The organism is Pseudomonas asiatica, from assembly GCF_009932335.1.
Taxonomy (GTDB): Bacteria; Pseudomonadota; Gammaproteobacteria; order Pseudomonadales; family Pseudomonadaceae; genus Aquipseudomonas; species Aquipseudomonas asiatica.
This window is the reverse complement of sequence record NZ_BLJF01000002.1, coordinates 158,339-171,705: the sequence shown is the minus strand read 5'-3', so window position 1 is coordinate 171,705 and position 13,367 is coordinate 158,339. Positions and strand designations below refer to the sequence as shown.

Sequence of the window (13,367 nt, the reverse complement as noted above, 5' to 3'; positions counted from 1 at the left end):
GAAAGTCTATTTAATTCACCTCGTCGCCCAGATAGCTCAGTCGGTAGAGCAGAGGATTGAAAATCCTCGTGTCGGCGGTTCGACTCCGTCTCTGGGCACCACCTTCAAGCTTCTGGTGGTTGCAAAGTTACCCGAAGCGACAACAAGAAACCCGCCTAGTGCGGGTTTTTTGTTGTCTGTCATTTTTGCTGGAGGCTTGGCAGTTACCTGCCGTTACTGCCCTTCCCGATCGCTAAACCTTACCCCGCCGCGCGCGGCAGCACCTCGGCATGAAGCCTGACCCCGAGGGCCGCCATCACCTTCATGATGGTCGCCAAACTCGGGTTACCCTCCGCAGACAACGCCTTATACAGCCCTTCTCGTGTCAGGCCGGTATCACGCGCCAACTGAGCCATACCCCGGGCACGAGCGATATCACCAAGGGCAGCAGCAAGCAGTGCTGGATCGTTTTCTTCAAGACAGGCCTCAAGGTAGAGGGCCATGTCTTCCTCTGTCTTCAAATGGTCTACAGCGTCCCATTTGGTCAGCTTGATATTTGTCATGGCGGCCTCCTAAAGGTCGCGTGCCAGCTTGAGGGCAGATTTGATATCGCTGGCCTGGCGGGTTTTATCGCCACCCGCCAGGAGGGTGTGCACATAAAAAAATGTGAACCACAGTTCACACTACATTCAATTTTTCGCTGTTTCGAACTGTTTGTGGAAGCGCCGTTGACCGATATCAAAGTGCCGCCAATCGCTCGACTTAAAATGCCAGATGGACATCCGACCCGACCCGCAAGGACCTCCATGAGCGAAGAATCCCCCCTCCTACTCCCCGCCCCCAGCGAGCCCGCCATCACCCCAGCCCGCACGCGCCGCCCACGCCAGCGCAAGCCGGAGCCGACGATCACCAGCATCAGCCAGCAACCTGCTGCACTGGAAGTCGCCACCGCCCCCAAGGGCAGCAACGAAGACAGCACCTCGGCCCGCTTGCCCACCAGCTACCCGTACCGCACCCGCATGCGTCGCCAGGACTACGAGAAGGCCAAGCATGCGCTGCAGATTGAGCTGCTCAAGGTACAGAGCTGGGTGAAGGAAACCGGCCAACGCGTGGTGATCCTGTTCGAAGGGCGCGATGCCGCAGGCAAGGGCGGCACCATCAAGCGGTTCATGGAGCACCTCAACCCACGCGGCGCGCGCATCGTGGCCCTGGAGAAGCCTTCCGAGCAGGAAAAAGGACAGTGGTACTTCCAGCGCTACATCCAACATCTGCCCACGGCAGGTGAAATGGTGTTCTTCGACCGCTCCTGGTACAACCGCGCCGGTGTCGAGAAGGTGATGGATTTCTGCTCGCCACTGCAGTACCTGGAGTTCATGCGCCAGGCGCCGGAGTTGGAGCGCATGCTGTGCAACAGCGGCATCCTGTTGTTCAAGTACTGGTTCTCGGTGAACCGAGAAGAGCAGCTGCGCCGCTTCATCTCGCGCCGGGACGACCCGCTCAAACACTGGAAGCTGTCCCCCATCGACATCAAGTCGCTGGACAAGTGGGAGGACTACACCGCAGCCAAGGAGGCGATGTTCTTCCATACCGACACGGCCGATGCACCTTGGACGGTGATCAAGTCCGATGACAAGAAGCGTGCGCGGATCAATTGCATCCGGCACTTCCTGCATTCGCTGGACTACCCGGGCAAGGACCGCAGCGTGGCGCATGCGCCGGATGCGCTACTGGTCGGGCGAGCGTCCCACGGCTTCGAGGAAGATGAGGCAGAGCCGCAGGCCAGTTGAATCGGCGTGCCTGCTGCGCTTCAATACGCGCAATTTCCGCCCCACCAAGGATTCACCATGGCCACCCCAACCAAGCAACAGAAACGCGCCAAGCGCGCCGCCAGCAAGGCCAAGCAGAACCGCATGGTACGCAGCGGCCAGGCGGTCAAGGCCAGTGCCGGTGACAGCGCCAGCATCGAGCAGGTGTACAACAAGGCCATGGAGTCGGGCAGCTACGACCCGCTGTTCAAGAAGATGAAGGAAGCCCAGGAAGGCGGCCTGGTACCGATGATTTCGGTGTTCCTGGTAGACCCTCTGCTGGCCCTGGTGCTCAAGGGGCACAAGGAAGAGCACGCCACCGATTACATCGTGCTGGTGTTCAATGCCTACCGCAAATGGCTGGATGGGGCCGACGAAGAAGCCACCATGGCCTGGCTGGAGAGCGATGAGTTCCAGGCCGCCTACGTGGCGGCTTCGGAGCTGGTTGCCAAGCAGCAACAGCAGCAGAAGCAATTTGGCTGACAGGGCTGTGTAGCCTGCCCGGGCCCTATCGCCGGCAAGCCGGCTCCCACAGGTACACCCCAGGCTTAAAGGCAATGCCGTCCCTGTGGGAGCGGGCAAGCCCGCGAAAGAGCCGGAACAGGCAACAAAAAGGCCGCGCCCTTCACAGGACGCGGCCTTTTCATTTCAGCCAGCGCGGGTCAGTTATCCAGCGCCACCCGCCCGGCAGCTTCACGCTTGCGGTGCACCAGCAAGCCAGCCGCCACCACACCAATGCTCAGCAGCGCGGTCGCGATGATTTCGGCGCGGTGGTCCTCACGCAGCGCCATTACCACCAGAATGGCAATGATGAAGGCAATGGTCGCCCAGGTAAGGCCCGGGAACAGCCACATCTTGAAGGTGATCTTCTCGCCGCGTGCCTCACGCTGGGCGCGCATGCGCAGCTGCGATACGGCAATCACCAGGTACACCAGCAGCGCAATGGCACCAGAGCTGGCCAGCAGGAACTCGAACACCTGGGCCGGGGCCACGAAGTTGGCGAACACACAAAGGAACGCTGCTGCGGTAGACAGCAGAACCGCCACATGCGGGGTAGCCGACTTGGTGGTGCGCTGGGCAATGGCCGGGGCGTCACCACGCTTGCTCAGCGAGAACAGCATGCGCGACGAGGTGTACAGCGCCGAGTTCAGGCAGCTGGTCACGGCGATCAGTACGACGATGTCGACGATCAGCTTGGCATTCGGCACGCCGATGCGGCTCAGCACGGTCTGGTAGGAACCGGTCTCGGCCAGGGCCGGGTCGTTCCACGGTACCAGGGCCACGACCAGGAAGATCGACACCAGGTAGAACAGGCAGATACGCCAGATCACCGAGTTGGTGGCGCGGCTGATCTGCTTGCCCGGGTCCTTCGACTCGGCGGCGGCGATGGTAACGATTTCGGTACCCATGAACGAGAACATGGTGGTCAGCATGGCTGCCAGCACCGCGCCCAGGCCGTTAGGCATGAAGCCCTGGGTGTCGAACAGGTGGCTGGCACCGCTTACCTGGCTGCTCGGCACAAAGCCGAACAAGGCAGCACAACCCACAGCGATGAAGCCGATGATCGCCAGAACCTTGAGCAGAGCGAACCAGAACTCGAACTCGCCGTAGTTCTTCACGCTGCACAGGTTGGTCAGGGTCAGCGCCAAGGTGATGACCAGGGAGAACGCCCACAGGTCGGCCGCAGGGAACCAGGCATGCAGGATGGCCGCGGCGGCGTTGGCCTCCAGCGGAATCACCAGTACCCAGAACCACCAGTACAGCCAGCCAATGGTGAAACCGGCCCAGCGCCCGATGGCGCGGTCGGCATAGGTAGAGAACGAACCGGTGTCAGGCGAGGCGACCGCCATTTCACCCAACATGCGCATGACCAGCACGACCAGCGTACCGGCGGCAGCGTAAGCCAGCAGCACGGCTGGGCCGGCAGCAGCGATGGCGTGGCCGGAGCCAACGAAAAGGCCGGCACCGATGACGCCAGCGATGGACAGCATGGTCACATGCCGTTGTTTGAGCCCCTGAGCGAGGTCATTGGAATTGTTACCGCTCATTGAAACTACCTTTGTAAGGAGTGGACCACTCCGACTGCGGTTACGGAGCGCGCCTGGGGTTGACCTGGGCGTCGCTGCAATCGGCGGTTTCCTGCTGGCAATAAGCGCGCCATGTGCTGAATACATTCGTCAGAAAAGTCGGTAGCCCTTTTAGCATGCGGTTTGGAGGGCTTTCGGCCAACGGCTGACCGAAAGGCCACCAAATCATCGGATTACTGAAATACCCACTTACAAACGCACCAAAGGTGCTCCCCGGTAACACCTGTGCACCGCTGCAATGCAAAAAAGTGCAACCTAGAGGTACAACCTAAAGACCTGGCCGCCCCCGTTCGCGGGCATGCCCGCTCCCACAAGTCAGGTGCAACCATTTGAGCCTTTTAAAGAACCTGTGGGAGCGGGCGTGCCCGCGAAAGGTCTAAAACCGCTTCCATGAGCGGGCCAAAGCTGGCACCATCGCGCCTTTTTTCATCAAGGCTCTGGTGCTGGGCGACACCTTCGCGGACATCCGCGCGACGTTGCGCTGCAACGATGCGACAAACTGCCCCACCAGCGCCCCGAGTCCCCAGCGACCCTGTTGGCCGTGATAATGCCGCTATGCTAGCGTGGCGCACGCCAGGAAGGCCGCCAACAGCTGGGAACGCACCCGTACACATGAGGACCGCACATGGCTCAGGCCACGCCCGCGCTGGAAATCCGCAATCTGCACAAACGCTACGGCGAGCAGGAAATTCTCAAGGGCATTTCGCTGACCGCACGCGACGGTGACGTGATCTCCATCCTGGGGTCGTCCGGCTCCGGCAAATCCACCCTGCTGCGCTGCATCAACCTGCTCGAAAACCCGCACCAGGGCGAAATCCTGGTTGCCGGTGAAGCCCTCAAGCTCAAGGCCGCCAAGAACGGCGACCTGGTCGCCGCCGACAACCGCCAGATCAACCGCCTGCGCAGCGAGATCGGTTTCGTCTTCCAGAACTTCAACCTGTGGCCGCACATGTCGATCCTCGACAACATCATCGAGGCGCCACGCCGCGTGCTCGGCCAGAGCAAGGCCGAGGCCATCGAAGCCGCCGAAGCCCTGCTGAACAAGGTCGGCATCTACGACAAGCGCCACAGCTACCCCGCCCAGCTTTCCGGTGGCCAGCAACAGCGCGCCGCCATTGCCCGTACCCTGGCCATGAAGCCCAAGGTCATCCTGTTCGACGAGCCAACTTCGGCGCTCGATCCGGAAATGGTCCAGGAAGTGCTAAACGTTATCCGCGCATTGGCCGAAGAAGGCCGTACCATGCTGCTGGTGACGCACGAGATGAGCTTTGCCCGCCATGTGTCCAGTGAAGTCGTCTTCCTGCACCAGGGCCTGGTCGAAGAGCAGGGATCGCCGCAGCAGGTCTTCGAGAACCCGACCTCGGCGCGTTGCAAGCAATTCATGTCCAGCCACCGCTAACGGAGCAATACATGCACACTTACAAGAAGTTCCTCCTGGCAGCTGCTGCCACGCTGGTGATGTCGGCCAACGCCCTGGCCGCAGAAAAACTGCGCATGGGTATCGAAGCCGCCTACCCACCGTTCAACAACAAGGATGCCAGCGGTAACGTGGTCGGCTTCGACAAAGACATCGGCGACGCCCTGTGCGCCAAGATGAAAGTCGAATGCTCGGTCGTCACCTCCGACTGGGACGGCATCATCCCGGCCCTGAACGCCAAGAAGTTCGACTTCCTGGTGTCGTCGCTGTCGATCACCGACGAGCGCAAGCAGGCCGTGGACTTCACCGAGCCGTACTACTCCAACAAGCTGCAGTTCATCGCGCCGAAAAACGTCGACTTCAAGACTGACAAGGCCTCGCTCAAGGGCAAGGTAATCGGTACCCAGCGCGCCACCCTGGCTGGCACCTGGCTGGAAGACAACTACGGTAACGACGTAGAGATCAAACTGTACGACACCCAGGAAAACGCCTACCTCGACCTGGTTTCCGGCCGCATCGACGGCATCCTGGCCGACAAGTACGTGCAGTACGAGTGGCTGAAGAGCAAAGACGGCTCGAACTTCGAGTTCAAGGGCGAGCCAGTGATGGACAGCGACAAGATCGGCATCGCCGTGCGCAAGGGTGACACCAAGCTGCGCGACGACCTGAACAAGGCCCTGGCAGAAATCAAGGCCGACGGCACGTACAAGAAGATCAACGACAAGTACTTCCCGTTCAGCATCGAATGATCCGCCCCGACCGGCGCGCCCTTGCGGCGCGCCAGTCCCTAGAATGACCTGCCCATGAATATCGACCTGCACGGATTCGGTCCGGCCATGATGGCCGGCACCCTGATGACCGTAAAACTGGCGCTTTGCGCCTTGCTGCTGGGCCTGGTCCTGGGCCTGCTCGGCGCCCTGGCCAAGACTTCCGCGACCAAGCCGCTGCAATGGCTTGGTGGCTTCTATTCGACCCTGGTTCGCGGCGTGCCCGAACTGCTGTGGGTACTGCTTATCTATTTCGGCACCGTCGGCTTGATGAACGCCCTCGGTGAAGCCCTGAACATGCCGGGCCTGGAGCTCAGCGCGTTCGCTGCGGGCGTGATCGCCCTGGGCCTGTGCTTCGGCGCCTATGCCACCGAAGTGTTCCGTGGCGCCATCCTGGCGATCCCCAAGGGCCACCGTGAAGCCGGCCTGGCGCTTGGCCTGTCCAAGGGCCGCATCCTGTCGCGGATCATCCTGCCGCAGATGTGGCGCATCGCCCTGCCCGGCCTTGGCAACCTGTTCATGATCCTGATGAAGGACACCGCCCTGGTGTCGGTAATCGGCCTGGAAGAAATCATGCGCCACGCACAAATCGGCGTGACCGTGACCAAAGAGCCGTTCACCTTCTACATGGTCGCGGCCTGCATCTACCTGAGCCTGACTATCATCGCGATGACCGGCATGCACTTCATGGAAAAACGCGCCGCTCGCGGCTTTGCGAGGGCTGAATAATGAATTGGGAAGTCATCATCAAATGGCTGCCACGCCTGGCCCAGGGTGCGACCCTGACCCTGGAGCTGGTAGCCATCGCGGTGGTTGCCGGGTTGATCCTGGCCATCCCGCTGGGCATCGCCCGCTCCTCGCGCCATTGGTATGTGCGCGCGGTGCCGTTCAGCTACATCTTCTTCTTCCGTGGCACGCCGCTGCTGGTGCAGCTGTTCCTGGTCTACTACGGCCTGGCGCAGTTCGACGCGGTGCGTTCGAGTTCGCTGTGGCCGTACCTGCGCGATCCGTTCTGGTGCACCGTGCTGACCATGACCCTGCACACTGCTGCCTACATCGCCGAGATCCTGCGCGGCGCGCTGCAGTCGATCCCCAAGGGTGAGATCGAGGCGGCGCGGGCGCTGGGCATGTCGCGAGGCAAGACGCTGTTCTACATCATGCTGCCACGCGCCGCGCGCATCGGCCTGCCGGCGTACAGCAACGAAGTGATCCTGATGCTCAAGGCCAGCGCCCTGGCCAGTACCGTGACCCTGCTGGAACTGACCGGCATGGCCCGTACCATCATCGCCCGCACCTACCTGCCGGTAGAGATCTTCTTTGCCGCCGGGGTGTTCTACCTGGTGATCTCGTTCGTGCTGGTGCAGGGCTTCAAGCTGCTGGAGCGCTGGTTGCGCGTGGATGCGTGCCAGGGCCGCTGAGACCTCACTGACTGCTTCGCGGGCACGCCCGCTCCCACAGGTGTAGCGCCTACCTTGAATGTGGCGCTATACCTGTGGGAGCGGGCGTGCCCGCGAAGAGGCCCTCAAAACCACCACACATCCTTGCCATGCCCAACCACCTCCACAGCCCCCACCTAAGCACCCGCTTCCAGGCCCTCGACCAGTTCCTGATCGAGCACCAGCAGCTGTGGAAACCCCGCCCCTTCACCAGCCTGAAGCTGGCTTGGGAAACCGCCCACCCCGAGCTTGCCGCCCACCTGCGCCAATGCTCCCTGGCAGACGCCGAAACCGACACCACCGCTGCCCCGTTGCCCGCCCCATTCCCGCAACTGGCCCAGCAAGCCCGACAGCTTTCGGCACTCGGCAACCTCCCGGAAACCGACCTGCCCCCCGCCGCGCACCGCCTCGACGTAGCCGTCCCCGGCCGCAAATGGCAGCAGATCGAAGCGTTCGCCAGCCACCTGGCCTTCCGCGAACAGCCCCGTCACTGGCTGGACTGGTGCTCCGGCAAAGGCCACCTGGGCCGCCGCCTGCTGCAACCCGGCCAACAACTGACCTGCCTGGAATACGACGCCGAACTGGTCGCCGCCGGCCAGGCCCTGAGCGCGCACCACCACTTGCCGGCGCAGCATGTGCACCAGGATGTGATGGCCAACGACAGCGCCCGCCACCTGGCTGGCGACAAAAGCGTGGTTGCCCTGCACGCCTGTGGCGACCTGCATGTGCGCCTGATGCAACTGGCCAGCCAGCAAGGTTGCCGACAACTGGCCGTGGCGCCCTGCTGCTACAACCGCATCGCGGCGCAGCAATACCAGGCGTTATCCACAGCCGCCCAAGCCTCCGGCCTGCGGCTGTCACTGGACGACCTGGGCCTGCCCCTGAGCGAAACCGTTACCGCCGGCGCCCGTGTGCGGCGCCAGCGCGACACCTCGATGGCCCGGCGCCTGGGCTTCGACCTGCTGCAACGCCAGCAGCGCCAGACCGACGAGTACCTGCCGACACCGTCGCTACCCGTGGCCTGGCTGGAGAAGCCCTTCGAGCAGTACTGCCGCGACCTGGCCGAACTCAAGCAATTGCAGCTGACTGGCAACCCGGACTGGGCTGCCCTGGAAGCCGCCGGCTGGCAACGCCTGGCCGAGGTCCGCAACCTGGAGCGCGTGCGCAACCTGTTCCGCCGGCCGCTGGAGCTGTGGCTGGTACTCGATCGGGCCCTGTTCCTCGAAGAACAAGGCTACAACGTGCGCCTTGGCTTGTTCTGCGACTACCCACTCACCCCGCGCAACCTGCTAATCCTTGCCGAACGCGACCGTTAGCCGCAGCACAACCTGTGGATAACTCTGTGAACAAGCTTGTGATTACCTGTTGGATCCAAGCGCTATTTCAAGCGTTTGGCTTATTCCGGCTTGCGCGTCAAGGCCAGTAAAAACAGGCGTTTGCGCAAAGACCGGCGGTGTATCGATCCGGCATGCCTTTCGCGCAAGTCGCCGATGCCACTTGTGCATAAACATTTCTTGTGGTTGGCGCAAGCACTGTTTGCACGGCCTTTGTGGGTTCTTTTTCTTGCTCAGAAATCTGCAGGTTTACGCGATTCCTGTGGGAGCGGGCGTGCCCGCGAACACGGGCGAAGCCCGTGCCATGCGATGCGGTACCCGCTCCTACGACTTTCAATGGACCTTGTTCTTGGCAATCTCGATATCGTTCATCAGCGCCTTGGCCATGTCGCACAGATAATCGGCGGCGCCCAGGAATTTATGGTCATCCTCCATATCCCCCTCGCGCACCAGATGCTTGATGTAGCCCATCAGGATCGAGACATGCTCATAGGCAGCATCGACGGGGACGCCAGGCTCCACGCGTAGCAGATTGAGGGATGGGTTACCGGCTGCGAGGAAGGTTTCCACGCCTGCGGTAGTGATGGGTTCGATGATGGTTTTCTTCATGGCATAAATCCTTACTCGAGGAGGGGACTGCCAGAAATCTTTCTCACGGATTTGGGTGGCAGCCGTACGCGGGGTGAGAAACCGGTCGAATAAGGAAGCCCGGCCAGACCGAAGTCTGCCCGCGTACGGCCACCATAAATGGGTAGCGCTTATTCGATCAGGGTTCTCACACCCGGTCGCCAGAGCGACCCGAAAACGGTATCCGTGAGCCATTTCCCCGACAACAGCGATACTTCGGCGGCGCGCGTAGGATAGTTCCGAAGCCACCAACCCCTGAAGCTGTTAGCCCTAAAGTTCAGAATCTTCGTACAGCTGATGGCCTATTCGCGGGCGCGCCCGTTCCCACAAGTACTACACAGTTTCAAGGCTTGTGGAGATCCTGTGGGAGCGGGCAAGCCCGCGAATAGGCCATCACAAGCAACACAAAGCTAATGCCCGACCGCCGCAACGGTGTATCATCCGCCGCCCCAAATGATTAAAAAGTGACGTCGCGCGCTACCCGCCAGCCCCGCGACCTTCTGGCGTTGCGCCAGAACCGACAATGGACTAACGGACCCGACCATCGTGACCCAAGCCAAGCCCCTCGCCCTGCTGACCCTCGCCCTGGCCCTGACCGGCTGCGCCAGCGGCACCGCTCCCCACCCCACCAGCAGCCTGGGCTGGAACCACCCCGGCATGCAGCTGGGCGGCGACAACGGCCTGCCCCTGCGCACCGAAAGCCCCTGCCGCAAGCGCGGCTGCGACAATGACAAGCTGTTCTTCAACCCGGGCAAAACCGAGCCGAGCGTCACCACCATCCATCGCGGCTGGTAGGAAAATTCTTCTTTCAGGTCGGTGACTTAGGTCATTTGCGAACATTCGCAACGAAGTGGTTTACAGGCGCCAACCGATCGTTATAATGACGCCCCATTGCCGGTATAGCTCAGATGGTAGAGCAACTGACTTGTAATCAGTAGGTCCCGGGTTCGATTCCTGGTGCCGGCACCATACGCAGTATCAAAAAAGGCTCACCGAAAGGTGGGCCTTTTTTGTTTCCAGCACGCTCTGCATGATCCCTTCCTCCAAGATTGATCTCAATCAAGCCTGACGCCGGCACGCAGCTTAGCCTGAGATCAGTCAGCCCTTGAGGGAAGGAAACCATGGCCAAGAAATTCCCCAAAACCCCCAGCCACCCGGAGCGCATCTGCTGGGGCTGCGACCTGTACTGCCCGGCCAAGTCATTGGCCTGTGGCAATGGGGCGAGTCGGACCATGCACCCAGCGGAACTGTTTGGCGAGGACTGGGACAGTTTCGAGGACCGGCTGGAGAAGCCGGTTGATCGCCAGCAAGAGACTGGCCCTAGGTGAAACAGGGCAGCTTTGCGGCCCATAGCCGGCAAGCCGGGCTCCTACAGGTACAGCGCATGCCTTGAGGCCGATGCGGCCCAGCGAATGAGGTGCTGCGGTGGATGGCACGGGCTTCGCCCGTGTTCGCGGGCGCGCCCGCTCCCACAGGGATCGCGCCACCTGTTAGAAATTGAGCACGGCAGTTGCTACCAACGGGGCGCGCCGGATTCAAGATATGCGCTGTATATGTGGGAGCCCGGCTTGCCGGCGATGGGCTGCGCAGCAGCCCCAGGTGCGGTTGATCAGAACGCTGTGCTGACCGTCAGCGACAGGTTGCGTGGGTCACCATAAATTGCCCCGGCATAGAACCCGTAGCGGGTGTAGTAGTGCTTGTCGAACAGGTTGTTGGCGTTGAGGCTGACGCTGGTGTCGTCAATCAGCTGGTACTTGGCCATGGCATTCCAGATGGCATAACCGGACCAATTCACGTCAGTGGCACCGTTGCTCACACCATTGCTCGGCTGGCCCGCCGGGCTGGAGATTGCGCGGATGTTGCACTGCGCAGTAACCCCGGCGCCCAGGGTCAGGCGGTCGAGCGGGCCGGAAAGGCGGTAGGTGGTCGAGGCCTTGAACAGGTGCGATGGGTCGCTGCGGCCGTCGCTGTCGACGCGACGGAAGTGCAGGTAGGTGTAGCCGGCGTACACGTTCCAGCTGGGGGTCAGGGCGCCGGCGATTTCCAGGTCGATACCGTCGGTTTCCTGGCCGGAACCGGCCTTGTAGGCGTCGCCACCGGTGGGGGTGGTCAGGTCGCCGTCGAGCACTGCCTTGTTTTCCTGCTTGGTGCGGAAGTACGCCGCCGAGGCGTTCAGGCGGCCATCGAACCACTCTCCCTTGATGCCCGTCTCGTAGCTTTGCCCGCGAATCGGCTCGACCTTGCTGCCGCTGCTGGTTTCAGCGGTTTGCGGGGTGAAGATGTCGGTGTAGCTGGCATACAGCGAGTAGTTGTCGTTGAGGTCGTACACGGCGCCCAGGTACGGGGTGACGATGCCGTTCTCTTCCTGGCTGGTACGTGCGCCAGCCACGCTGCGGGTGGTGGCCGAGTAGTTGCTGGTGCGCACGCCGAGGATGACCGACAGTGGGTCGGTGATGCTCAGGCGGGTTGCCGCGTACATGCCCTGCAGGCGGGTGGTGGTCTTGCTGTGGCGGCCGGTGCGCGAGGCGATGATGTTGTAGTCGTCATCCACGCCATTGCGCCAGTCGGTCAGCGGGAAGCCGTTGTTGGCGCGGAACTGGCAGCCCAGCGCAGGCGCACTGGCCATGCCGTCACCGACCATGGTGCAGGTGTATTCCGGCGACCAGGCCACGGTGCGGCTGTCGTTGTAGCCAACCATCGCCTGGTGGGTACGGCCAAACAGTTGGAACGGGCCGGACAGGTCGATCTGCGCCGACTGCTGGGTGGTGTCGGTGGAGCTGTGCAGGCCGTTGAGCACGGCGCCGCTGCCATCCTGGTCCCAGTAGCCGCCGTAGCTGCCACGGCCTGCCGAGTTGACCTTGGCCAGGCCACGGTGGTTGAGGGTTTCGGCGGTGCTCTGGGCGGCTTTCAGGTCCAGCGTCCAGTCGTTGTCGAAGCGGTGCTCCAGCGAGCCGAACGCGGTGCGGGTGGTGTACTCGCCAAAGCTCCAGCTGGGTACCACGTTGGTGCTGCGCGGCAGGTCGGTCTTGCTGCCATCGCTGTACCAGATCGGGATGTTCGCACCCCAGCCACCGCCGACAATCTTGTTGTACTCGTACTGGTAGCCGGCACCAAGGGTGGTGGCGTCGTCCAGGTCGAACTCGAAGTTGGCCAGCGCTGCACGGGAGCGCTCGGACTGGTTGTCGCGGAATGAGTTGGCGTCCTGCTGGGTCATCACGAAGCGCGAACGCAGGCGGCCGTCTTCGGACAGCGGCAAGTTGAGGTCGGCGCCCAGGCGGCGTTTGTCCCAACTGCCGTAGGTGGCATAGGCGCAACCGCCGAACGTCCTGGTCGGTGCCTTGCGGATCAGGTTGACGGTGGCCGACGGGTCGCCGGTACCGCCCAGCAGGCCGTTGGCGCCGCGCACGATGTCGATGCGCTCGTACAGGTCCATGTTCAGTGCGTTGCCGCCGCCACTGAAATCGGACCCGCCCTGGAACTGCAGGCCATCGACCTTCCAGTTGCTGATCGAGTAACCACGGGCACGGTAGTCGGTACGCCCGCCCACTTCGGACTTGCTCGCGGTCACGCCTGGGGTGGTTTCCAGCGCTTCCTCGATGGTGTGGATGTCGCGGTCATCCATTTGCTGGCGGGTAATGGTGGTGACCGACTGCGGCGTCTGGCGCGGCGTCAGGGCCAGGCCGGTGGAGCTGCGGGTGCTTTCGACGGTGTAACCCAGCTGACCAGCTTCGTCGGCAGGCAGCAGGGCGCTGTCTTCGATCTGCGTGGCCTCCAGTTCCAGGGGCTTGCTGTCGGCAGCCATCGCGCCACCGCTGACGGCCACGGCAATGAACAGGGCCAGCGGTTTAAGGCGTGTGCCGCCTCGGCTGATGGAGGGGAAGGTGTTCGAGGTGCTCTCGGAGTTCATTTGGGAAG

General features: G+C 62.2%; 13 protein-coding genes and 2 tRNA genes. 11 read left to right on the top strand and 4 right to left on the bottom strand.

What is annotated here, in order from left to right; translation table 11 throughout:
- Positions 1-25: 25 nt before the first annotated feature.
- Positions 26-101: transfer RNA gene (locus GYA95_RS20180), tRNA-Phe, on the top strand.
- 138 nt (positions 102-239) lie between these two features.
- Here GYA95_RS20180 and GYA95_RS20175 read toward each other — a convergent pair.
- Positions 240-542, bottom strand: coding sequence for an addiction module antidote protein (locus GYA95_RS20175; protein WP_015268632.1), 303 nt, complete (start codon positions 540-542; stop codon positions 240-242).
- 243 nt (positions 543-785) lie between these two features.
- Here GYA95_RS20175 and ppk2 point away from each other — a divergent pair, with 243 nt between their 5' ends.
- Together ppk2 and GYA95_RS20165 are read left to right on the top strand one after the other, a co-directional pair.
- The gene (gene ppk2, locus GYA95_RS20170; protein ID WP_015268631.1) at positions 786-1,766 is read left to right on the top strand and encodes a polyphosphate kinase 2; all 981 of its coding nucleotides are present in this window, start codon (positions 786-788) and stop codon (positions 1,764-1,766) included.
- A 57-nt stretch (positions 1,767-1,823) separates the two neighbouring features.
- Positions 1,824-2,267, top strand: a complete 444-nt coding sequence (locus GYA95_RS20165; RefSeq protein WP_013970488.1) for a hypothetical protein — start codon at positions 1,824-1,826, stop codon at positions 2,265-2,267.
- 179 nt (positions 2,268-2,446) lie between these two features.
- On the opposite strand, the gene gabP is transcribed toward GYA95_RS20165, so the two are convergent.
- Positions 2,447-3,832 carry a GABA permease gene (gene gabP / locus GYA95_RS20160; RefSeq protein WP_161551487.1) on the bottom strand — a complete coding sequence of 462 codons (1,386 nt, stop codon included), beginning with the start codon at positions 3,830-3,832 and terminating at the stop codon, positions 2,447-2,449.
- A 664-nt stretch (positions 3,833-4,496) separates the two neighbouring features.
- Between gabP and GYA95_RS20155 the strand changes: the two genes are divergently transcribed.
- The 5 genes from GYA95_RS20155 (at position 4,497) to GYA95_RS20135 (ending at position 8,807) form a co-directional block, all read left to right on the top strand.
- On the top strand, positions 4,497-5,270 hold the full coding sequence (locus GYA95_RS20155; RefSeq protein ID WP_003257472.1) for an ABC transporter ATP-binding protein: 774 nt from the start codon (positions 4,497-4,499) through the stop codon (positions 5,268-5,270).
- An 11-nt stretch (positions 5,271-5,281) separates the two neighbouring features.
- Positions 5,282-6,037, top strand: a complete 756-nt coding sequence (locus tag GYA95_RS20150; RefSeq protein ID WP_015268630.1) for an ABC transporter substrate-binding protein — start codon at positions 5,282-5,284, stop codon at positions 6,035-6,037.
- Between the two features lie 54 nt (positions 6,038-6,091).
- Positions 6,092-6,784 (top strand): ABC transporter permease, encoded by a 693-nt coding sequence (locus GYA95_RS20145; RefSeq protein WP_015268629.1) that lies wholly within the window; start codon positions 6,092-6,094, stop codon positions 6,782-6,784.
- Positions 6,784-7,473, top strand: a complete 690-nt coding sequence (locus GYA95_RS20140; RefSeq protein WP_015268628.1) for an ABC transporter permease — start codon at positions 6,784-6,786, stop codon at positions 7,471-7,473. The genes GYA95_RS20145 and GYA95_RS20140 overlap by 1 nt, the downstream gene beginning before the upstream one ends.
- A 128-nt stretch (positions 7,474-7,601) precedes the next feature.
- Positions 7,602-8,807 (top strand): methyltransferase, encoded by a 1,206-nt coding sequence (locus GYA95_RS20135; protein WP_054573666.1) that lies wholly within the window; start codon positions 7,602-7,604, stop codon positions 8,805-8,807.
- 351 nt (positions 8,808-9,158) lie between these two features.
- Here the strand turns inward: GYA95_RS20135 and GYA95_RS20130 are convergent, their stop codons facing one another.
- Positions 9,159-9,434, bottom strand: coding sequence for a DUF3077 domain-containing protein (locus GYA95_RS20130; RefSeq protein ID WP_015268626.1), 276 nt, complete (start codon positions 9,432-9,434; stop codon positions 9,159-9,161).
- A 564-nt stretch (positions 9,435-9,998) separates the two neighbouring features.
- Between GYA95_RS20130 and GYA95_RS20125 the strand changes: the two genes are divergently transcribed.
- The 3 genes from GYA95_RS20125 (at position 9,999) to GYA95_RS20115 (ending at position 10,780) form a co-directional block, all read left to right on the top strand.
- Positions 9,999-10,247 carry a hypothetical protein gene (locus tag GYA95_RS20125; protein WP_015268625.1) on the top strand — a complete coding sequence of 83 codons (249 nt, stop codon included), beginning with the start codon at positions 9,999-10,001 and terminating at the stop codon, positions 10,245-10,247.
- A 98-nt stretch (positions 10,248-10,345) separates the two neighbouring features.
- Positions 10,346-10,421: transfer RNA gene (locus GYA95_RS20120), tRNA-Thr, on the top strand.
- Between the two features lie 152 nt (positions 10,422-10,573).
- Positions 10,574-10,780 carry a DUF3079 domain-containing protein gene (locus GYA95_RS20115; protein WP_015268624.1) on the top strand — a complete coding sequence of 69 codons (207 nt, stop codon included), beginning with the start codon at positions 10,574-10,576 and terminating at the stop codon, positions 10,778-10,780.
- A gap of 281 nt (positions 10,781-11,061) precedes the next feature.
- Here the strand turns inward: GYA95_RS20115 and GYA95_RS20110 are convergent, their stop codons facing one another.
- Positions 11,062-13,359 (bottom strand): TonB-dependent siderophore receptor, encoded by a 2,298-nt coding sequence (locus GYA95_RS20110; protein WP_161551486.1) that lies wholly within the window; start codon positions 13,357-13,359, stop codon positions 11,062-11,064.
- Between the last annotated feature and the right edge of the window lie 8 nt (positions 13,360-13,367).

Coding starts and splice junctions, on each gene's coding strand:
- GYA95_RS20175 (WP_015268632.1), bottom strand. CDS start 542: ATGACAAATATCAAGCTGACCAAATGGGACGCTGTAGACCATTTGAAG.
- ppk2 (WP_015268631.1), top strand. CDS start 786: ATGAGCGAAGAATCCCCCCTCCTACTCCCCGCCCCCAGCGAGCCCGCC.
- GYA95_RS20165 (WP_013970488.1), top strand. CDS start 1,824: ATGGCCACCCCAACCAAGCAACAGAAACGCGCCAAGCGCGCCGCCAGC.
- gabP (WP_161551487.1), bottom strand. CDS start 3,832: ATGAGCGGTAACAATTCCAATGACCTCGCTCAGGGGCTCAAACAACGG.
- GYA95_RS20155 (WP_003257472.1), top strand. CDS start 4,497: ATGGCTCAGGCCACGCCCGCGCTGGAAATCCGCAATCTGCACAAACGC.
- GYA95_RS20150 (WP_015268630.1), top strand. CDS start 5,282: ATGCACACTTACAAGAAGTTCCTCCTGGCAGCTGCTGCCACGCTGGTG.
- GYA95_RS20145 (WP_015268629.1), top strand. CDS start 6,092: ATGAATATCGACCTGCACGGATTCGGTCCGGCCATGATGGCCGGCACC.
- GYA95_RS20140 (WP_015268628.1), top strand. CDS start 6,784: ATGAATTGGGAAGTCATCATCAAATGGCTGCCACGCCTGGCCCAGGGT.
- GYA95_RS20135 (WP_054573666.1), top strand. CDS start 7,602: ATGCCCAACCACCTCCACAGCCCCCACCTAAGCACCCGCTTCCAGGCC.
- GYA95_RS20130 (WP_015268626.1), bottom strand. CDS start 9,434: ATGAAGAAAACCATCATCGAACCCATCACTACCGCAGGCGTGGAAACC.
- GYA95_RS20115 (WP_015268624.1), top strand. CDS start 10,574: ATGGCCAAGAAATTCCCCAAAACCCCCAGCCACCCGGAGCGCATCTGC.
- GYA95_RS20110 (WP_161551486.1), bottom strand. CDS start 13,359: ATGAACTCCGAGAGCACCTCGAACACCTTCCCCTCCATCAGCCGAGGC.